Source organism: Aeromonas sp. Marseille-Q7275, assembly GCF_965119515.1.
The window spans coordinates 460,696-480,007 of the sequence record NZ_CBCPLW010000001.1; the positions used below are offsets into that span (position 1 = coordinate 460,696).

Genomic DNA, 19,312 nt, shown 5'->3' on the forward strand with positions numbered 1-19,312 from the left:
TGGTTTTTTTAAAGGCCGCTATCGGCCTTCCTCACGCCTTGACTGCGGCCAGAGACACCGGAGGGCGGGGGATCAGGCAGGGCTTGACTGCGGTTGTCGCCACATGCGGTACATGGTGTGACAGTTGACGAACAGGAAGCTCAGCTCAATCAGGCTGCCGCCGATGGAGCCAATCAGGAGGTTGTGGCTGGTCCAGCACAGGCCACCCGCCAGCATGCTGAGCCGCAGCGTGATGCCCTGGGCCCGAAACAGTCCCCAGGTCCCTATGGTGGTGCCCAGGATGGGCAACCACTGTACCGCGCTGGTGATCCCGGGAATGCCGAGCCCCCAGACCAGTAGCAGGAAGAACAGCATCACCCAGGGGCTGCGGGTGTGCCCAGAGACGGTGGTGCGAATGCAACTGAGGCCTGCACTGAGGGCTGCGGTGCTGGCCCCCATCAGGAGGAAGTGGAGGGCGATGGCCCCCTGATAGAGGCAGAGCCGCAATCGAAAACGCCCGTCATCCCGTTGCCGGAAGGCGCTGATCCCGACCAGCATGGCGGCGAGGCCTATGCCCTGTGCCAGGGGTTGTTGCTGGAACAGCGCCCAGAGCGGCATCAGCTCGCCGAGATCCAGGCTCACAGGTCACCCCCGCGCAGGAACAGTGTTCGCACCCTGCGCTCATTGCGCGGGCTAAGGATTGGCTGCACCTTGGGAAGCAGGGCGATGAGCGGGACTGATGGGGTCAAGGGAGCATGCATGGGGAAGCCTTCGAAGTGGGGGCCATCCGAAGATGGCCCTCGTCTATTCACGATGTTGCTGATGATGCCTTAGCAGCGGTTGCCGGCGCGGGCGACCCGCCCCTCGGCCAGCAGCCGGTAGTGACCGGTGGCGGCGGGGACGAAGGCGGACTGACCCTTCTCGAGGCGCAGTGACTGCTCACCCTGCTGGAGGGTCACAGTGCCATCGATGGCAAACAGGATCTCGGCGCTGGCGGTGGTGAGGGCATGCTCGCCCGCCGGGTAGACGCTGAAGGTGAAGTCAGGTACCGGCACCTCGAAGTGCTGCACCGCCCCCTCAAGGTGGGGGGCCAGCAGGATCTGGTCGTCCGGCTTGGGCAGGCAGCGGGTGCAATCCAGCAGCTCGGCCACGTCTATGTATTTGGGGGTGAGCCCGGCGCGCAGCACGTTGTCGGAGTTCGCCATGATCTCAAGGCCGGTGCCGCGCACATAGGCGTGGGGGGTGCAGGCGTCCAGATACATGGCCTGACCCGGCTGCAGGGTCACCACGTTCAGCAAGAGCGGCGAGAAGAGCCCCACATCCCCCGGGTACTGGGCGGCGAGTGAGGTGATCAGCGCAAAGGTCTCTTCATCCTGATGGGCGGCGGCATAGGCCAGCAGGCCGGCCAGGGCCTCATCCTTGCGAGTCCCTTCCAGCACCAGCAACTGGTGGAAGAAGTGCTGCAAGCCTGCCTCATCCTGTGACTGGCGCAGCGCTTCGGTCAGTTCGGCCAGCGCCGGCAGCCCCATGCGGTCGAACAGCGCCAGTATGGCCGGGATGGCGCGAAAGCCGTTCATCGCCTGATAGGGGGTGAGGGCAAACACCAGCTCCGGCTTGTGGTTGGGATCCTTGTAGTTGCGATTGGCTGCCTTGGGGTCGATGCCGGCGGCCTCTTCTTTGGCAAAGCCGGCTTCGGCCTGGGCCTTGCTCGGGTGCACCTGGATGGAGAGGGCCTTCTCGGCGCACAGCACCTTGAACAGGAAGGGCAGACTGCCGAAGCGGGCGACGGTGGCATCCCCCAGCACGGCGGCGGGGGCGCGCTCTATCAGGGTCGAGAGCCTCTGCACATTCCCCGCCAGCGTCACCTCGGAGCAGCCGTTGGGGTGGGCTCCCATCCAGAGTTCTGCCTGGGGTTTGCCAGCCGGATTGGGGATGCCAAACAGGGTGGTGAGGGAGTCATGGCTGCCCCAGTCGTAACCTTGAATCGGATTTTGCATTAACAAAAAAGAGGGCAGATCTCGACTGCTCATAAGGGACGCCTCATTTGGTGTGAACAAAGTGGTTTGAAGAAAAGGGTGGAATTGACGGTCCGGCCCGGACTATAACATGGGCGGCCTTTGCCGCCGCAATCGCTTGCCTCTCTCTTGATCGGGATCATCATGTCACTCATCTTCAGCCAGCTGCTCGACGGCGCTCTCCAAGACCAGGTTCCCTTCGAGCAGATCTGGTTTGCCCAGGATCAGGGGGTGCCACCCGGCTTCAGCTACCAGGTCAACTTTCCCCGTCTCGAGCTGGTGTTCAGCGGCGAATACCTCAACCAGATCTGGGACAGGGAGTCGGGTTTCCAGGAGATAAGCGTGCTGCCGGGGCAGGCGCTCTACATCCCCCCCAACGGCTGGAACAAGCCGCTCTGGACCACGGACTGCTCTGTGCTGAGCCTGCTGTTTGGCAAGCGCCAGCTCGGTTTCAGCCTGGTGAGCAAGCGCCGGGAAGACCCGGATTTCTTCGATGTGCAAAAGCACAGCATCATGGCCCGGGCCGGCCATGTGAACGAACACATACTGGCGGCCCTCAACGTGCTGGTGGAAGACCCGGGCCGCTCACCCACCGACAACCACCTGTTGCAGGCGCTGCTCACCAGCGCCCGTCAACTGCTGGCGGAGTCCACCTTCGAGCGGCCGCGAGGGGCTGAGCTGTTTCACGGCATCTGCATCTATATCCAGGAGAACTTTCACCGCCCCATCAGCCGCGACTCCATCGCCCACCGCTTCAACGTCTCGGCGAGCCACCTCTCCCACCTGTTTCGCGAGCAGGGACACATGCGCCTGGCGGACTACATCAGCTGGGTACGCATCGATCGGGCCAAGTTCATGCTGAAAAAATACCGCTTCCGCCTCGAAGAGGTGGCCAGCCGCTGTGGTTACATGGATGTGAACTATTTCTGCCGGGTGTTCAAGCAAAAGACGGGGCTGACACCCTCCCAGTACCGCGCCCTGAGCCAGCATCAGGGGCAGAGCGAGAGTCTGACGCCATGACGGCGGCGCTTGCCATGGCGGGACTGCACTGGCTTGCGCCTCATGGGGCGCGAAGAGAAGTGGCGCATTGTGATCCAGTCCCCGACTATGGTCGGACATGCACGCCCGCCATTTGATTATGCAAATGGATGGGCTAAGATGGCCGCGCGCAACGATCAGATTGATAACAAACGGAAGTTAGGAGATGCCGATGGAAAGCAAAGTAGTTATCCCGACCCAGGGCCAGAAAATCACAGTCGATGCCAGCGGCAAGCTGCAGGTTCCCCACAATCCCATCATTCCGTTTATCGAAGGGGATGGTATAGGTGTGGACGTGACCCCGGCCATGTTGAATGTGGTGAATGCTGCGGTCGAGAAAGCCTACAAGGGCGAGCGCAAGATCGCCTGGATGGAGATCTATACCGGCGAGAAATCGACTCATGTCTATGGCGAAGGTGCCTGGCTGCCGGCCGAAACCCTGGATTTCATTCGTGAATACTGCGTGGCCATCAAGGGCCCGCTGACCACCCCGGTCGGCGGCGGTATTCGCTCCCTCAACGTGGCCCTGCGCCAGGAGCTGGATCTCTACGTCTGCCTGCGCCCGGTCCGTTACTACGAAGGGACCCCGAGCCCGGTCAAGCACCCCGAGCTGACCGACATGGTGATCTTCCGCGAGAACGCCGAAGACATCTACGCCGGCATCGAGTGGAAGGCGGACAGCGACGAAGCCAAGAAGGTGATCGCCTTCCTGCAAAACGAGATGGGCGTGAAGAAGATCCGCTTCCCCGAGTCCTGCGGCATCGGCATCAAGCCCATGTCCAAGGCCGGTACCGAGCGTCTGGTCCGTGCCGCCATCGAGTACGCCATCGACAACGATCGCGACTCCGTGACCCTGGTGCACAAGGGCAACATCATGAAGTTCACCGAAGGTGCCTTCAAGGATTGGGGCTATGCCCTGGCCCAGAAAGAGTACGATGCCCAGCTCATCGACGGCGGCCCCTGGTGCTCCTTCAAGAACCCGAAGACCGGCAAGACCATCATCGTCAAGGACGTCATCGCCGATGCCTTCCTGCAACAGATCCTGCTGCGTCCGGCCGAGTATGACGTCATCGCCTGCATGAACTTGAACGGTGACTACATCTCCGACGCCCTGGCCGCTCAGGTCGGTGGCATCGGCATCGCCCCGGGCGCCAACATCGGCGACGGCGTGGCCCTGTTCGAAGCCACCCACGGCACTGCACCCAAGTACGCAGGTCAGGACAAGGTGAACCCGGGTTCCCTCATCCTCTCTGCCGAGATGATGCTGCGTCACCTGGGCTGGACCGAGGCGGCGGATCTCATCGTCAAGGGGATGGAAGCGGCCATCGCCAACAAGACAGTCACCTATGACTTCGAGCGACTGATGGAAGGCGCCACCCTGCGCTCCTGCTCCCAGTTCGCCCAGGACATGGTCGACCAGATGTAATTCGGTTCTCTTAATGCAAAAGATGCAAAACCGGCGCCATGAGCGCCGGTTTTTTTATGGGTGACAGGCCAGAAAGCCTGAAGGTGCCGCCGTCAGGTGGTCTTTTCCACGTGCTGCTGGTAGAGCTGCTGCCATTTGCTGGTTTCGGCCTCATCCCCCTGCGCCTGCCAGAACTCGCAGATGGAGTTGGCGAGTTCGGAGGCCATGGCGTGATCGCCATCGCGACGGCTCATCAGATATTGTCCAAGCCAGCTTTGATACTGTTTCATAGCCCGATCTCCTTATCTAAGGTGCCCCTGGTGTCGCTCGCTGGCACAGGCCGCCAGCATTGACTCAACCGGGTCACTTGTGGTGCTGCGCCACCGCGGTTGTGCCCACCGGACTGGGTGGTGATCTTGCAGGATCAAGGCGACAACGGGGCGCAGATGTCAAAAAACGGCCTCTATCGTATCACAAAATAACCAACTTGGGGGGATTGACGGCAGGGGAGGGGCATGGAGGGTGGCAAGGTTTCGGCAAAGAGCATGCCATCTTGCTGATCCCAGAAGAGAAAAACCCGCCAGGGTGGCGGGTCTTTCGGTTGAAAAAAAGCTCAGAGGTGGGCGGCGGCGAGGTATTTTGCCATCTCCTCGGCGGGCACCATGCCGCCACCGGTGGCCCACACCAGGTGGGTGGCGCCTGCCATGGTCGCGGCATCGAAACCGCGCCCGACTTGCCACTCGAGGTTGGCCGCCACGCGCCAAGGCCCAGCCATGCCGGCCAGGGCGGAGGGCTCGAGTTTGATCAGCTCGTCCCGCGCCAGCAGTCCCAGCAGGTCATACATCTCCTGATCGCTCAGGGTGTAGAAGCCATCGAGCAGCCGCTCCATGGCGCGGCCGACGAAGCCGGAGGCGCGCCCCACCGCGAGACCGTCGGCGGCGGTGAGGTTGTCTATCCCCAGATCCTGCACCGCAATGGCATCGTGCAATCCGGTGTGGACCCCGAGCAGCATGCAGGGGGAGTGGGTGGGTTCTGCGAAGAAGCAGTGAACATGGTCCCCGAACGCGAGCTTGAGGCCAAAGGCCACGCCCCCCGGGCCACCGCCGACGCCGCAGGGCAGATAGACGAACAGCGGATGCTCGGCATCCACCACTATGCCCATCTCGTCGAACTGCTTTTTCACCCGCTCGCCCGCGACCGAGTAGCCGAGGAAGAGGGTGCGTGAGTTCTCGTCGTCGATGAAGAAGCAGTTGGGGTCTCGCTCGGCCTCCTTGCGGCCCTGCTCCACCGCCACCCCGTAATCCTCGGCATATTCCACCACGATGACGCCGTGTTCACGCAACTTGCGCTTCTTCCACTCCCGCGCATCGGCAGACATGTGGACGGTGACGGTGAAGCCGAGCTTGGCGCTCATGATGCCGATGGACATGCCGAGGTTGCCGGTCGAGCCCACCGCAATGCTGTACTGGCCGAAGAACTGGCGGAACTCGTCGCTGAACAGCTTGCGATAGTCGTCCTCTTCACAGAGCAGACCGGCCTTGATGGCCAGCCGTTCGGCGTGGGTCAGCACCTCGTAGATGCCGCCACGGGCCTTGATGGAGCCGGAGATGGGCAGGTGGCTGTCTTTTTTGAGCAGCAACTTGCCGGTCAGCTCGACGCCGTAGCGCTGGTTCAGGGTGGCCTGCATCGCCGGGATGGCCGCTATCTCGGACTCCAGAATGCCCTTGCTGGCGCGGGTCTCCGGGAAGGCGTCGCACATGTAGGGGGCGAAGCGGGCGAGCCGGGCGGAGGCATCCGCCACATCGCTGCCATCCAGGCCCACATGGGGCAGACCAGCCGCCAGCGTGGTGGCCTTGGGGTTGAACCAGGTGACGGGCTCGAGAGAGAGCAGCGTCTGAACCAGCGGATACTGAGAGATAAGCTGCGCAATGTCGGTGTTTTTCATGGGATGTCTCTGTCTGTTTACACGATATAGGAGAGCAGGAAGGTACCGGCCAGCGCCATCAGGGAGGCGACAAAGGTGGCACTGGTGTAGTACTTGAGCGTTTCGTTCAGGGTGGCACCGCAATACTGCTTGACCAGCCAGAACAGGGAGTCGGTCACCATGGTGCAGCCGATGGCGCCTGAGCCGATGGCGAGCGTCATGATCTCCGGGCTGATGTTCGGGTAGTGCACCATCATGGGGGAGACGATGGCGGTGGCCCCCATCATGGCGACGGTGGCGGAGCCCACGGCGGCGTGCAGCACTATGGCCACCAGCCAGGCGAGCAGTATGGGGTGCATGTCCAGCTGGGAGAGTATGGTCGCCAGGCTGTCCCCCAGACCACTCGCCTTGAGCACGCCGTTGAAGGCACCCCCCGCCCCTATGATGAGCAAGATGTTGGCGATGGAGGAGAAGCACTCTTCCGTCTTGTCCAGCAGCCCCTCCATCTTCATGCGCTGACGGATCCCCAGCACGTAGTAGGCAGTAAAGGCGGCGATGAACATGGCGGTGATGGGGTTGCCAATAAACTCCAGCACGGTATAGAGGTGGCTTGCGTGATCCATGTTGAGCTCGGCCACCGTTTTGACCAGCATCAGCAGTATGGGCAGCAGCACGGTGAAGAGGGAGGCGCTCAAGGTTGGGAGGCTTGCCTCGTCGCGCGCCTCTATATTCGCAAAGGCGGCGGGCACCGCCTTGAACGGCACCCGTTTACCGAGCAGCTTCAGAAACAGCGGGCCGCCCACCAGGGAGGCAAACAGCCCGACCGCGAGACCGTAGACGATGACGGAACCGATGTCGGCACCCAGCTGATTGGTGACATAGAGCGCGGCCGGGTGGGGCGGCACTATGCAGTGCACGGCCATCAGGGCGGTGCAGAGCGGAATGGCCAGGGTCAGCAGCGAGGTTTTGGTCTTGCGGGCGATGGAGAAGGCGAGCGGAATGAGCAGCACCACCCCCACTTCGACAAAGAGGGTGATGCCGCACACCAGACCCACCAGCACCATGATGACCTGGGGCGAGAGCCAGCGGCACTTTTGCAGGGCGAGACCGATGCGCTCTGCCGCCCCCGATACCTCCATCATCTTGCCGAGTATGGTGCCAAGGCCGATGACGGCGGCGAGAAAGCCCAGGGTACCGCCTATGCCCTCTTCCATGGCGTTGACCATCTTGACCGGGTTCATCCCCATCATGGTGCCGACATAGAAGCTCGCCAGCAGCAGGGCGAGGAAGGGATGCACTTTGCCCTTCACTATGGTGAAGACGATCAGGATGATGCTTGTCAGCAAGGTACCGACGACCCACATTTCAGAATTCATACTGCGCCTCGACAGGGATGATAAGAGATGAATGATGGGCCTATTGAACGGCAAGGGGGTCGGGCTGACAAATGATGAAAATGGCCTCTTGGATGAGCTGGGTTGATGCAAAGGTGCCACATTCATCACATTTAGCGGTATTTATGTGACTTGGGTTCGGTTACGTCATCCTGGATCGGGTCATCCGGGATATCATGACGGCGATGTTGAGCCTGTAACGGGGAAGGCGGATGTATACCGAAGACAACTATGTATCGAGAAACAAGCTGCTCAGCGGCTATCAGCTCTCCAAGCTGCACACCTTCGAGGCGGCGGCCCGCCACAGCTCCTTCGCCCTGGCGGCGGATGAGCTGGCGCTCAGCCCGAGTGCGGTGAGCCACCGGATAGGCGCGCTGGAAGAGGAGCTCGGCTTCAAGCTGTTCCAGCGCTTTCACCGCAAGGTGGTATTGACGACGGAGGGGCAACGGGTCTTCTGGGCACTCAAGTCGTCGCTGGAGTTCATCAATCAGGAGATCCTGGAGATCAAGAACCAGGAGCTGTCCGGTTCCCTGACCGTCTACTCCCGCCCCTCCATCGCCCAGTGCTGGCTGGTGCCGCGGCTCGCGGATTTTTCCCGCCTGCATCCCCAGATCGATCTCAACATCATGACCGGCAACGAGAACGTCAATCTGCACGGCTATGGCATCGATCTGACGATCTATTTCGACGACAAGGTGCCGGAGCGGCTCGCCATCCACCCGCTGATGGATGAATACATGGTGCCGGTGTGCAGCCCCGAATATGCCGAGCGGCACCAGCTGCTCAACAAGCCGGACAACTTGAACCACTGCCGCCTGCTGCACGACCGGCAGGCCTGGGGATATGACTCCGATACCGACGAGTGGTGCAGCTGGGCTCGTCAGGCCGGGATCTCCCTCGATGGCTGCCAATCGAGCATGGGCTTCGATCGCTCCGATCTCGCCATCATCGCCGCCATGAATCACGCCGGCGTGGCCATGGGCCGCAAGAACCTGGTGCGCCAGCGGCTGGAGCGCAACGAACTGGTGGAGCCCTTCCCGGGCAAGGCGGTTCGCTGCAATCAACGCTACTACATGGCGACACTCCCCCATCGCCAGTGCCCCAAGATCCAGGCATTCATCGAATGGATAAGCGCTCAGGCAAAGGAAATTGATTGAACCAGGGACAGGGATACAGAGTGCTGCCCGGTCTCGATCTCATTTCATTCGACCCTGGCATGAAGCGGCCAATATTTGTACATTCCGTGCTGGCGGCTGTGGGCAGCGGTATGGTTTGTTATATATGAATGCAGGTGCTTGGATGACACCCCTTTTATCTCTGTGACAAATACCTGGGGAAGTGGGACCGATTAACCCATGTTGAAGAAATAATGTCTGTTGAGCGGCGATCCGATAAGATCCCTGAGGTGAATTAACCACAATGAATAATGACCATGAGATTGTCAGGAATAGCGCTGGCGCTATAAAATCATTATGTTGTTATCGAGTGGACATGCTATTCTCAAAATGAGTTATCCCTGTGACATACAAAAATAATTCTGTGAGGAAGTAATGAACGAGTTTCTGAAGGTTCTGCTGAACATTCGCAGCTTGCGCGCTGCCATTCGTGAACTGCCGTTTGAGCAACTGCAAGAAGCGAAAGAAAAGTTTGATCTGGTATATAACGAGCGTGCAGAGTCCGTAGAGCAAGAGCGGGCCGAGCAGGAAGAGCGTCAGCGCAAGCTGAGCGAGTTTACCGAGATGCTGCAACAGGCCGGCATCGATCCGCGCGAGCTGATCGGCAGCGTGGTCGCTCCGGCTGCTGCTGGCGCGACCAAGAGCAAGCGTGCCCCGCGTCCTGCCAAATACAAGTATCAGGAAGATGGCCAGGAGAAGACCTGGACCGGCCAGGGCCGCATGCCCAAAGCCATTGCCGAGCAAGTTGCACTGGGCAAGGATCTGAACGACTTCCTGATCTGATTGCCAGGATAGCGTCGTCAATAATGCCGCCCAAGAGGCGGCATTATTATTTTCAGGATCCTGTCTATCTATTGCCCATCGAAGAAGCCACCTAAATAGGATCGCCTGTCCACAATAGCCATGACCATCATGGGCCAATAAAAAGTATCCATTGGCGGTAAGGCAATCGCTGTCGCGTCTCGCCTGCGACACAATGAGGACTCATACAGCCCGTTTGTTATCTCTGATGACACAAGATGACAAATAATGGTCCGTCGCAGTGGGATGAAATAGGTGGATTTGCGGGCATGCCTCCCGCTTTGCCTGGCTGCCCATCTTCCTATCAATGGGGAAGTGCTTGTCCCTCTCGCACTATTTCTCTTTCGTCATCACTGCCCTATTTGACACTCCTGTCCAGACAATATGTGAATGTCATTTATCGGTATAGAAATTGAATAGGGGTCTGACGACCCCGCTGCGAATAAATAGGAAATAGGTCAGCTGACCGGTTGGCCGAGATCGCGGTGAAGGGGAATGGCGCGACTGTTTGCACATTGACGGCGCGCCATGACCCCATCGGCCAGCATGGCCAGCAGGCTCTCACTCTCTTCCCAGCAAAGGCAGGCATCGGTGACCGACAAGCCATATTGCAGCTCACTCAATGGCGCCGGCTTCTGGCTGCCCCCTTGCAGAAAGCTCTCGACCATGACGGCGGCAACGGCCGTGCTCCCGCTCCGCAACTGGCGGCAGAGCTCCCCGGCGACCAGGAGCTGGTTCTGGTGCAGCTTCTGGCTGTTGCCGTGGCTGCAATCCACCATCAGCCGAGGGTTGAGCCCCTGGCGCGCCAGGCGTTCGGCCGCGTCCATCACGTCGCTCTGGTGATAGTTCGGCAGGGTGCCGCCGCGCAGTATGATGTGGCCGCCCGGATTGCCTTCGCTCCTGATCACCACCATGCCCCCCTGGCTGCCAGGGGCGGTGAACAGATGGGAGGCCTCGCTGGCCAGGATGGCGTCGATGGCCACCCGGATGTTGCCGTCGGTGCCGTTCTTGAAGCCGACCGGGCAGGGCAGGGCCGAGGCCAGTTGCCTGTGTACCTGGGATTCGGTGGTGCGGGCACCGATGGCCCCCCAGCTGATGAGATCCGCCAGATAGAGGAAGCTGGTGGTATCGAGAAACTCGGTGGCGGTGGCCAGCCCCAGCCGGTTGATGTCGAGCAGCAGTTGACGGGCCAGGTGGAGCCCGTGAACGATGTCGTTGCTGCCATCGAGATGAGGGTCGAAGACCAGCCCCTTCCAGCCGACTGTGGTGCGCGGTTTTTCGAAATAGGTGCGCATCACTATCTGCAGGCTCTCCTGATACTCGGTGGCGAGCCGTGCCAGCCTCTTGGCATAGTCGAGGGCGGCGACGGGATCATGGATGGAGCAGGGGCCTATCACCACCAGCAGGCGATCGTCTGCCCCGCTCAGGATCTGGCGCACCTGGTGGCGGTGGTGGTCAATGTGCTGCGCCATATCGGCCGGGCAGGGATGCTGTACCAACAGGTCGGCAGGGGTGGGGAGCGCCTCCACCGCGAAGGCGCGCATTACCGAATTCAAAACAGCCATCTGGGATTACCTTGCAGTGCAAATGGGGTCGACGATGTGTCCGGAGCGTTCGGGTGTCTGGATCTGGGCTCCGCGCCCGGCACACAGCATCTTTGTTGAGAGTGATTATCATTATCTTGCTGTTCGTCTCAAAAGCAAGCACTACCGAGAGGATCACCAAAGATAGGGGGCGGGCCGTAAAAAAGGGAGGGAAGCATGGCAACCAGGCCCGCTCCCGAGCGGGAGAAGGCCTGATAAGAGCAAGGAATACAGGGTGTTATCAGCTATCCATCACGACGTGGCGATCCTGATGGTAGGCGTCTTCATCCTTGCCGCTGCGCCAGTAAGGCACTGCGTAGACCCGCTGGCGATCGGTGTCCAGGGTCCGCCTGACATGACGACGCAGGGGCACCACCAGACCCTCTTCCCCCCCGAACCAGAAATAGCTCTCCTCGGCGGCCATGGGCAGGGCGGTGAAGTACTCCACCAGGGGGCCGGTCTGGTCCGGCGTGCCGACAAACCAGCGCAGGCTGACCCCTTCGGGCAGCGACAGATCCTGCACATCTTCCTGATGGGGCACCAGCAGGGCGATATGGCCCCTGGCCTCTGCCGGCATCACCTCGGCCATGGCGCTGATGGCGGGCAGGGAGGTGAGATCGCCGGCCATGTAGTAGTGAGCGGCCAGCTGCAACATGGGATCCGGGCCGCCCGGGCCCGAGATGGCGAGCCTGTCCCCCGGCTTGGCGTGGAGGGCGAAGCGGCTGGCGGGGCCGATGTCGCCGTGCAGGGCGAAGTCGATGTCGATCTCCAGGGCCTCGCGGCGGAAGGCGCGGATGGTGAAGGTGCGCAGTATGGGCTTCTGGCTCGGATCTTCCCAGCGGGGACCCTTGGGGGTCGGGGTTGGCAGCACTATCTCGCTCTGGCCCGGCCGGGGCAGCATGATCTTGATATGGGCACCGCCACAGCTGAAGGGGTAATCCGCCAGTTCAGGGCTGGTCAGGCAGACTCGGCGCAGATGAGGGCTCACATCGTGGACATGCTTGACGGTGAGCAGGCGAGGGCGATTGACCGGGGCGGGCTGTGACATTTGAGTACTCCTGACAGACGAGAGCGCTCATTTTTCATCAAATGAAAACTATTATCAATTGCTTTGTCATGGAGAGGATACAAGGGCGGCCAGCAGGGAGGTCATGCCGGCCGCCCTGGGGGCTGACCGGGCTCTAGCTCCGATCGCTCCCTCCCAGCGCCCGGTAGATCCCGGCCATGGTCTTGAGCTGGCTCTGTTGCTGGGCCAGCACGCCGAGCTCGGCATCCCACAGTCGATTCTGCTCGTCCAGCCAGGGCTGAACCCCGGTGGCGCCCGCCAGGAAGCGGGCCCCCGCCAGCCGCTCGGCCTCTTTGGCATAGGCCAGCTGCTGCTCGAGATAACGCAGCCGCTGCTCCCCCTGCTGGCGAGCGGCCAGGCCGTCTTCCACCTCCAGCAGGGCCGTATAGAGCTGCTTGCGAAACTCGGTCTCGGCTATCTGATAGTCAATCTCGGAGCTCGCGATGGAGAGCCGGGTCTTGTTGTACTCGAGGAAGGGGAGCGCCAGGGTCGCACCCAGGGTTCCCACCGGGTTCTGCAGCACCTGGGTCAGGGTGTCCGAGGTGGTGCTGGCGCCGCCGGTGAGGCTGAGGGTGGGGTAGAAGCCGGTGCGGATCTCGTCCCCTCTGGCCAGCGTCTTGCGAAGACGCAGCTCCGCGGCCCGCACGTCGGGGCGCCTGGCCAGCACATCGGCGGGGATGCCGACCGCCAGCGTCGGAATGGGGCCCATGGCGAGGGAGGTCGGGGCAAATTCCAGCGGGCCGCTGCTGCGGCCGAGCAGCAGGCGCAGGGCGTTGCCGGCCTGCTCCCTTTGCAGGGTGAGAGAGGCGAGCTCCGCCTGCTTGCCGGCTTTCTGCTGGCTGGCCTGCACCAGATCGAGGCGGGTGACGGCCCCGGCGTCATATTTTGCCCGGGTCAGCCGCTCTATCCGCTCGTAGTTGGCCAGCTGGCGCTCGCCCAGGGCGATGGCCGAGCCGAGATACGCCAGCTGCCAGTATTGCTCCAGGGTCTTGCCTACCAGCATCAGGCGGGTGGCGGTGCGATCCTGCTCGCTGGCCTCTGCCTCCCACTGTGCCTGATCCCGCACCGAGGCGAGCCGGCCCCAGAGATCCACCTCATAGCTCAGGTTGAAGGAGGGGCCCAGGTTGCTGCTGGCGCTGCCATCCTTCATGTTCTTGTTGCCGCTCGCCCCCAGGCTGGCGTTGACCGAAGGGGTGAGGTTGGTGTCGGCGAGATCGGCGCCGAGCAGGGCGCTCTTGAGCCTGAGCCCCGCGACCTGCATGTCCGGGTTGGCCGCGAGCACCTCATCGACCAGCTGGTCGAGGGCGGGATCCCGGAACCCCTGCCACCAGAGCCCGGCCTGCTGGCCGCCAAGATCCCGGGCGTCCTGCTGCCACGCTGGCGCCACATCCAGTTCAGGTCTCTGGTAGGTGCTCTGCTGGCTGCAGGCACCGAGGAAGGCGGTGAGGACCAGGCTGAGCGCCGTCTTTGACCAGAGGCGCAGCCCCCGGCCGGATAAGTTGTGCATCATCATTCCCTCGCCAGTGCCTCGACCGGATCGAGCCGGGCCGCATTGCGGGCGGGCAGGTAACCAAACAGGATCCCGATGAGCGAGGAGCAACCGAAGGCCATCAGGATGGAGAAGAGCGAGAAGCGCATCTGGAAGCTTTCCACGAGCAGGGAGAAGATAAAACCGATGAAGATGGCCAGGCCGATGCCGAGCAGGCCCCCCAGCAGGCTGACCATCACAGCCTCGATCAGAAATTGCTGCAGGATGTCGGACTGACGGGCGCCGACTGCGATGCGGATCCCTATCTCCCGGGTGCGCTCCACCACAGACACCAGCATGATGTTCATCACCCCGACCCCGCCGACGATGAGGGAGATCACCGCGATGGCGGAGACCAGCAGCGTCAGGGTCGCCGTGGTCTTCTCCACCGACTTGACGATGCTGTCGCTGCTGAAGGTGAAGAAATCCTTCACCCCGTGGCGCTGGGTCAAGAGCGCCACGGCGGCCTGCTCGGCCAGCGCGGGCTGGACCCCGTCCTTGACCCTGATGGTGATCTGGCTGAAGTGGTTCTGGGAGATGAGGCGGCTCATCACGGCGCTGTAAGGCAGCCAGACATTGACCGACTGGCTGCTGGGACCAAAGCCGGTCTCCTGGGCCACCACGCCGACGATGCGCACCGGCAGGGTGCCGACCAGTACCACCTGGCCGACGGGATCCGTCTTGCCGAGCAGGCTGGTGATGGTCTTGCCATCCACCACGGCCACCGCCGTCCGGCTGCGGATGTCCCGCTCATCGAGCAGTCGGCCCTGGGTGAGGGTCATCCCCTTGACCCGGAAAAAGTCGCTGCCGACCCCCACCACGCTGCCGCTGCTGGTCTTGTTGCGATAGCGCAACTGGCCCGAGGTGGCGATCTGGGGGCTGGCCCCCTCCAGATAGGGCTGGCCGAGCAGGGCGTCGAGATCCCGCTCGTTCAGGGTCTGGATGCTGGCGGCCTTCTCGTCGCCCCAATCCTTGCCGGGGAAGATGTCGATGGTATTGGTGCCCATGGCGTTGATGTCGTCGATCACCTTGGCGCGGGCCCCCTGGCCGAGCGCCACCACGCTGACCACGGCGGCGATGCCGATGATGATGCCGAGCATGGTGAGGAAGGTGCGCATGCGGTGGGCCAGCATGGCGTGCAGGGCCATGCGACCCGCCTCCCGGTAGCGATCCCAGCCCTGGCTGCCGCGTTTGGCAACAGAGGCGGTGGGGAGCCGCTCCGGCGCCGGCTCGCGGGCTTTCTGCCCGGTAGCTGGCCGGGGGAGGGCGCAAGATAGCTGTTCGACAGTGGCCTGCGGGATCTGCCGACGCTCTTCCACCCCGTGGGTCTTATCCGGGGAGATGGGGGGGTTGGCAGCCGGCTGGCCGCTGTCCTCCACCACGCGCCCGTCCCGCAGGGTGATGATGCGATTGGCGTGGTTGGCCACCGCCATGTCGTGGGTCACCAGAATGATGGTGTGACCCTGGGCGTGCAGCTCCTTCAGGATGGCCATCACCTCCTTGCCGCTGTGGCTGTCGAGGGCGCCGGTGGGCTCGTCGGCCAGGATCACCTCGCCGCCATTGGCCAGCGCCCGGGCTATGCTGACCCGCTGCTGCTGGCCGCCGGAGAGCTGGCCCGGCCTGTGGTGGCTGCGATCGCTCAAGCCCAGGCGGGTCAGCAGGGTGCGGGCACGTATCTGGCGCTCGGGGCGGGAGGTGCCGGCATAGATGGCGGGGATCTCCACGTTGGCGGCCGCATCCAGATGGGGCAGCAGGTGGTAACGCTGGAAGATGAAGCCGAAGTGGTGGCAGCGCAGCCGTGCCAGGGCCAGGGCATCCAGACCGGCGGTGTCCTGACCACGAAACAGGTATTGGCCGCCGCTCGGACGATCGAGGCAGCCCAGCAGGTTCATCAGGGTGGACTTGCCGGAGCCGGAGGCACCGACTATGGCCACCATCTCCCCCGCCGCTATGGTCAGATCCAGCGGGTGCAGCACCGTCACCTCGTGCTCCCCGCTCTGGTAGCGGCGCTCTATGCCCTTGAGCTGGATCAGGGGCTCGCTCACGGGACCATCTCCATCTCATCGTTCTGGACAGGCTTGCCCTGCTCCAGGGTCACCTTGTCCTGTTCGTCAAGACCGCTCACCACCTCTATCTTGATGTCATCCTTCATGCCGGTCTTGATGCGGCGGGTCTCTTTCTGCCCGTCCTCCTTGAGCAGGGTGACCTCATATTCGTTATCCCCCAGCTTCTTGCCGAGGGCGGTCTGGGGGATGGCCAATACCTGTTTGCGTTCCCCCAGCACTATGGTGACCTGGGTGGTCATGGCAACCCTCAGCTGATGGTCGGGGTTGGGCACATCGAACAGGGCGTAATAGTAGATGGCGGCATTGCTGGTGGTCGTGGTGTTGGCGCTCTGCTCGTTGATGTTGGTGGGGGCCAGTTCGACAGTGCGCAGGGTGCCGTGATAGCGGCGATCCGGGTCTCCGATCAGGGTGAAGTAGACCGGCATGCCGGCCCTGACCTTGGTGACATCCGCCTCCGAGATCTGCGCCTTGACCGTCATGGTGTCCAGGTTGGCGAGCTTGAGCAGGGTCGGGACCGTCTGGCTGGCGGCCAGGGTCTGTCCCTGACGGGTCACTATGCTGACCACTGTGCCATCCATGGGGGCCTGAATGCGGTTATAGCCGAGCTCCGTCTTGGTGCGCTCCACCTTGATCAGGGCGTTGTCGATATCCGCCTGGGCGCTCTGCAGCTCGGCCCGGGTGACGGCCAGCTGCGCCTCTGCGCTCTCCAGATCGGCCCGGGAGCTCGCCTCCTGCTTGAACATCTGCTGCTGGCGGCGCCAGGCCAGCTCGTTCTGCTTGAGTTGCGCCTGCTTGATCTTGAGCTGGGCACGGCGGCTGGCCAGCTCGGCCTCGGCGGTCTTGAGGTTGTTCTGGGCTATCAGGGGATCTATCTCTGCCAGCAGGTCCCCCTGCTTGACCTGTTGCCCGGCTTCCACCGCCAGATAGGTGACCTGACCCGAGACCTGGGCCCCCACATCCACCTGCTCTATGGCCTGCAGTACGCCGCTGGCCAGCACCGTCTGCTCCACATCCTGACGGGTCACGGTGGCGGTCAGCACGGGGTCCGGGGTCTTGGCGGGCCAGGCCAGCCAGACCACGAGGGCCAGCAGTGCCAGGGCAAGCAGGGCATATTTGCCCGGTTTTGGAAGAGTCTTCATTTATCACCTGAACGAAACGAGCGAAGGCGTGCAAGGGCGATATCCTGCAGCAAATGGCACTTAAAAAGAAGCGAGCAATGTGTAAGAAATCATGTAGATGAAGTTGTCAATTAAGGGGCAGGGTGACCGCCGGAGAAGGGGAGGCGAGACCGGCATGATACCCGCTGGGGGCAGTGCAAGGGGCCTGGGAGGTCTACCGAGGGGATAAATGCAGGGAGCCCGCTCGTTGAGCGGGCTCCCGGGTACTCAGCCGACTGCCTTGAGCTGCTCGGCATAGGGCTCGTGGCAGATCTGGATATCGACGGGCAGCTTGTAGATGAGCAGGCGGGCCAAGGATCCCTCCATCCAGTGGTGGCGGCTGCCGACCAGCAGGAGCGAGGCCGGGTGGGTGCTCAGCCACTGGCCCAGATCCCTGACCACGTCATCGACCACCAGGCAGTGGTAATCCACCGGATGAGGCAGCAGGGTGATGAGTTCGCTGATGATGGCCTTGGCATCCAATGTGCCCTGGGCACTGCGCTCTTCCTCGGACAGCGACAGGCTATTGCGGCGCACCTTGCTGCTGTGCGTCAGGTGCAGCAGGGTCAGATCGCACCCCAGCCCCTGCGCCAGGCGGCTCGCCTTGGCCAGCGTCTCCTGCTCGTAATCCTTGCCTTCCAGCAACAGCACTATGTTGGTGTGGGTCATCAGCAGTTCTCCTTGGCATGGCGCGGGTCACCGGGGACAAAGGAGCTGTCCCCTACCACAGTGATCCCGCCCTGTATTGCATGGTTCTCACTTGTCTGTCTGTGGGCGCCAGACGTCATCCTTTGTCGGTGATGGCGCGCAAGATCACCTTTGTTTACATCAGCATAACAGACGCAGTTGAACGGAGAATGAAGACATGCCGCCCATGGCCCCCTTGATGGAGGAATGAGAGGGGTAAATGGTCCATGGGTAGCACAGCCGTGGGGTTTGTCTTGGCTGTGCCTGGTGATCATGCTGCTCGCCCGGCTTCGATCCAAGGTGCAGGGAGCCGATGTCGAAGGGGAGAAATCCCAGTGGCGATCGGCGGGCCGCCACTGGGACAGGGGCTGGCTGGGGGCTTATGACAGCTGTCGGGTCAACCAGGGAAGCCCCTCTTTCTTGCGGCTGAGGGCCCCCGCCAGGTGAACCGGCTCGGCTGGCAGTATGCCCCTGCTGGCAAAGTGGAGCTCACTGCTCCCCTTGGCCAGATCGGTCAGCATCAAGACATAGCCATCCAGCGAGTCCAGTGTCAGCCTCTGCACCATGGCGTGATGCAGCTCCTCCATCCGGCTGTGGATCTGGCTTGGGTCCATCACGCAGATCTGGCTGACCATGAGGGAATGGCCCGCTATCTGATAGGCCTTCTCGTCGGCAACGAGCAGCTCGCACAGGGGGGTATCGCCCAACTGGGTGCGCCGCTCCAGCAGGCTCTGGGCAAAGGGGGCCAGGGCCAGATCGGCGATGGGCAGCAGCCGGTCGACCGCGAGCCTGTCCTCTGCAGTGGTGGTGGGGGAGGTGAAGTTGAAGGTGTCGCTGATGATGGCCCCCAGCAACAGCCTGGCCTGGGCGCGGGACAGATTGTCATGGCCCATCAGCGCCAGCAGCACTGTAGCGCTGCACCCGACCGCCCTGATCCAGGCGTCGAGGGGGCCACGGGTGATGAGGGTGCCGATGCGGTGGTGATCGATGAGGCCCTGCACATCGGCCTCGGCCAGCCCCTCCGGCCCCTGCTCCAGTTCGCTGAAATCCACCAGAAAGACCGGCTTGTTGGCGACGCTGCCCGTCAGAACCGGGGGGGCCGCCACGCCCGCCGTCTCCAGGATGAAGCGGGTCTCGGCAATGGGTTCACCCAAGGCATAGGCCTGGGCGGGTCGACCCTGACGGTTGAGCCAGTCGGCGGTGACCAGCGCGGTGCAGATGCTGTCGCTGTCGGGATTCTTGTGGCCAAAGACATGAAGCATGAGGCGGTTCCTGATGTCGGGTGATGGTCTCGGCCGCATGTCGCGGCGCCGGGCCAGAGGGGGCCATGGGGCCCGAGTCGGTTCCACTCTACTGTCTGGCGGCCAGGGGGGCAAATTCGGCCGCTCTTCGCTCGGGGTGCCGAGGGCTGGGGGAGGTGCCGGGAGCACGCCATCGACCCAAGCCCTTGGTGGCACTGGGCGCCTGGCAGCCGAGGCATAGGGTGGCCCTGTG

The 19,312-nt window shown here is 62.5% G+C and carries 16 protein-coding genes; 4 read left to right on the forward strand and 12 right to left on the reverse strand.

The window, feature by feature from the left end; genetic code table 11:
* Window positions 1-72 precede the first annotated feature (72 nt).
* Window positions 73-621: a YgjV family protein gene (locus tag ACWPWQ_RS02065; protein WP_429158391.1), complete on the reverse strand. Its 549-nt coding sequence runs from the start codon at window positions 619-621 to the stop codon at window positions 73-75.
* A 188-nt stretch (window positions 622-809) separates the two neighbouring features.
* A complete protein-coding gene (manA, locus tag ACWPWQ_RS02070; RefSeq protein ID WP_454008892.1) occupies window positions 810-2,009 on the reverse strand; it encodes a mannose-6-phosphate isomerase, class I in 1,200 nt (399 codons plus the stop codon).
* Window positions 2,010-2,138: 129 nt separating this feature from the next.
* Here manA and ACWPWQ_RS02075 point away from each other — a divergent pair, with 129 nt between their 5' ends.
* Both ACWPWQ_RS02075 and icd read left to right on the forward strand, forming a co-directional pair.
* A complete protein-coding gene (locus ACWPWQ_RS02075; protein ID WP_454008893.1) occupies window positions 2,139-3,014 on the forward strand; it encodes a helix-turn-helix transcriptional regulator in 876 nt (291 codons plus the stop codon).
* A gap of 190 nt (window positions 3,015-3,204) precedes the next feature.
* The gene (gene icd / locus ACWPWQ_RS02080) at window positions 3,205-4,458 is read left to right on the forward strand and encodes an NADP-dependent isocitrate dehydrogenase (RefSeq protein ID WP_025327693.1); all 1,254 of its coding nucleotides are present in this window, start codon (window positions 3,205-3,207) and stop codon (window positions 4,456-4,458) included.
* Window positions 4,459-4,550: 92 nt separating this feature from the next.
* Here icd and ACWPWQ_RS02085 read toward each other — a convergent pair whose 3' ends face one another.
* From ACWPWQ_RS02085 to dsdX, 3 genes are all read right to left on the reverse strand, one after another.
* A complete protein-coding gene (locus tag ACWPWQ_RS02085; RefSeq protein ID WP_080675191.1) occupies window positions 4,551-4,727 on the reverse strand; it encodes a hypothetical protein in 177 nt (58 codons plus the stop codon).
* Window positions 4,728-5,050: 323 nt separating this feature from the next.
* Entirely contained in the window at window positions 5,051-6,382 is a 1,332-nt protein-coding gene (locus tag ACWPWQ_RS02090; protein ID WP_454008894.1) for a D-serine ammonia-lyase, read from the reverse strand.
* A 17-nt stretch (window positions 6,383-6,399) separates the two neighbouring features.
* Window positions 6,400-7,737: a D-serine transporter DsdX gene (gene dsdX, locus ACWPWQ_RS02095; RefSeq protein WP_454008895.1), complete on the reverse strand. Its 1,338-nt coding sequence runs from the start codon at window positions 7,735-7,737 to the stop codon at window positions 6,400-6,402.
* Between the two features lie 230 nt (window positions 7,738-7,967).
* On the opposite strand from dsdX, the gene dsdC reads away from it, so the two are divergent.
* Together dsdC and ACWPWQ_RS02105 are read left to right on the forward strand one after the other, a co-directional pair.
* Window positions 7,968-8,912 (forward strand): DNA-binding transcriptional regulator DsdC, encoded by a 945-nt coding sequence (gene dsdC, locus ACWPWQ_RS02100; RefSeq protein ID WP_202046769.1) that lies wholly within the window; start codon window positions 7,968-7,970, stop codon window positions 8,910-8,912.
* 393 nt (window positions 8,913-9,305) lie between these two features.
* Window positions 9,306-9,713, forward strand: coding sequence for an H-NS family histone-like protein (locus ACWPWQ_RS02105; RefSeq protein WP_454008896.1), 408 nt, complete (start codon window positions 9,306-9,308; stop codon window positions 9,711-9,713).
* A gap of 476 nt (window positions 9,714-10,189) precedes the next feature.
* On the opposite strand, the gene ACWPWQ_RS02110 is transcribed toward ACWPWQ_RS02105, so the two are convergent.
* The 7 genes from ACWPWQ_RS02110 to ACWPWQ_RS02140 form a co-directional block, all read right to left on the reverse strand.
* The gene (locus ACWPWQ_RS02110; RefSeq protein WP_454008897.1) at window positions 10,190-11,296 is read right to left on the reverse strand and encodes a 3-deoxy-7-phosphoheptulonate synthase; all 1,107 of its coding nucleotides are present in this window, start codon (window positions 11,294-11,296) and stop codon (window positions 10,190-10,192) included.
* Window positions 11,297-11,555: 259 nt separating this feature from the next.
* The gene (locus ACWPWQ_RS02115) at window positions 11,556-12,362 is read right to left on the reverse strand and encodes a siderophore-interacting protein (protein WP_218409336.1); all 807 of its coding nucleotides are present in this window, start codon (window positions 12,360-12,362) and stop codon (window positions 11,556-11,558) included.
* Window positions 12,363-12,495: 133 nt separating this feature from the next.
* Window positions 12,496-13,893, reverse strand: a complete 1,398-nt coding sequence (locus ACWPWQ_RS02120) for an efflux transporter outer membrane subunit (RefSeq protein WP_454008898.1) — start codon at window positions 13,891-13,893, stop codon at window positions 12,496-12,498.
* On the reverse strand, window positions 13,890-15,953 hold the full coding sequence (locus ACWPWQ_RS02125; RefSeq protein WP_454008899.1) for a MacB family efflux pump subunit: 2,064 nt from the start codon (window positions 15,951-15,953) through the stop codon (window positions 13,890-13,892). The genes ACWPWQ_RS02120 and ACWPWQ_RS02125 overlap by 4 nt, the downstream gene beginning before the upstream one ends.
* Window positions 15,950-17,113 carry an efflux RND transporter periplasmic adaptor subunit gene (locus ACWPWQ_RS02130; protein WP_454008900.1) on the reverse strand — a complete coding sequence of 388 codons (1,164 nt, stop codon included), beginning with the start codon at window positions 17,111-17,113 and terminating at the stop codon, window positions 15,950-15,952. The genes ACWPWQ_RS02125 and ACWPWQ_RS02130 overlap by 4 nt, the downstream gene beginning before the upstream one ends.
* Window positions 17,114-17,359: 246 nt before the next feature.
* On the reverse strand, window positions 17,360-17,800 hold the full coding sequence (locus ACWPWQ_RS02135) for a universal stress protein (protein ID WP_139436315.1): 441 nt from the start codon (window positions 17,798-17,800) through the stop codon (window positions 17,360-17,362).
* Between the two features lie 398 nt (window positions 17,801-18,198).
* Window positions 18,199-19,080 carry a DHH family phosphoesterase gene (locus tag ACWPWQ_RS02140; protein WP_454008901.1) on the reverse strand — a complete coding sequence of 294 codons (882 nt, stop codon included), beginning with the start codon at window positions 19,078-19,080 and terminating at the stop codon, window positions 18,199-18,201.
* Between the last annotated feature and the right edge of the window lie 232 nt (window positions 19,081-19,312).

Coding starts and splice junctions, on each gene's coding strand:
- dsdC (WP_202046769.1), top strand. CDS start 7,968: ATGTATACCGAAGACAACTATGTATCGAGAAACAAGCTGCTCAGCGGC.
- ACWPWQ_RS02140 (WP_454008901.1), bottom strand. CDS start 19,080: ATGCTTCATGTCTTTGGCCACAAGAATCCCGACAGCGACAGCATCTGC.
- ACWPWQ_RS02075 (WP_454008893.1), top strand. CDS start 2,139: ATGTCACTCATCTTCAGCCAGCTGCTCGACGGCGCTCTCCAAGACCAG.
- icd (WP_025327693.1), top strand. CDS start 3,205: ATGGAAAGCAAAGTAGTTATCCCGACCCAGGGCCAGAAAATCACAGTC.
- ACWPWQ_RS02135 (WP_139436315.1), bottom strand. CDS start 17,800: ATGACCCACACCAACATAGTGCTGTTGCTGGAAGGCAAGGATTACGAG.
- ACWPWQ_RS02085 (WP_080675191.1), bottom strand. CDS start 4,727: ATGAAACAGTATCAAAGCTGGCTTGGACAATATCTGATGAGCCGTCGC.
- ACWPWQ_RS02120 (WP_454008898.1), bottom strand. CDS start 13,893: ATGATGATGCACAACTTATCCGGCCGGGGGCTGCGCCTCTGGTCAAAG.
- ACWPWQ_RS02090 (WP_454008894.1), bottom strand. CDS start 6,382: ATGAAAAACACCGACATTGCGCAGCTTATCTCTCAGTATCCGCTGGTT.
- ACWPWQ_RS02115 (WP_218409336.1), bottom strand. CDS start 12,362: ATGTCACAGCCCGCCCCGGTCAATCGCCCTCGCCTGCTCACCGTCAAG.
- ACWPWQ_RS02105 (WP_454008896.1), top strand. CDS start 9,306: ATGAACGAGTTTCTGAAGGTTCTGCTGAACATTCGCAGCTTGCGCGCT.
- ACWPWQ_RS02130 (WP_454008900.1), bottom strand. CDS start 17,113: ATGAAGACTCTTCCAAAACCGGGCAAATATGCCCTGCTTGCCCTGGCA.
- dsdX (WP_454008895.1), bottom strand. CDS start 7,737: ATGAATTCTGAAATGTGGGTCGTCGGTACCTTGCTGACAAGCATCATC.
- manA (WP_454008892.1), bottom strand. CDS start 2,009: ATGAGCAGTCGAGATCTGCCCTCTTTTTTGTTAATGCAAAATCCGATT.
- ACWPWQ_RS02110 (WP_454008897.1), bottom strand. CDS start 11,296: ATGGCTGTTTTGAATTCGGTAATGCGCGCCTTCGCGGTGGAGGCGCTC.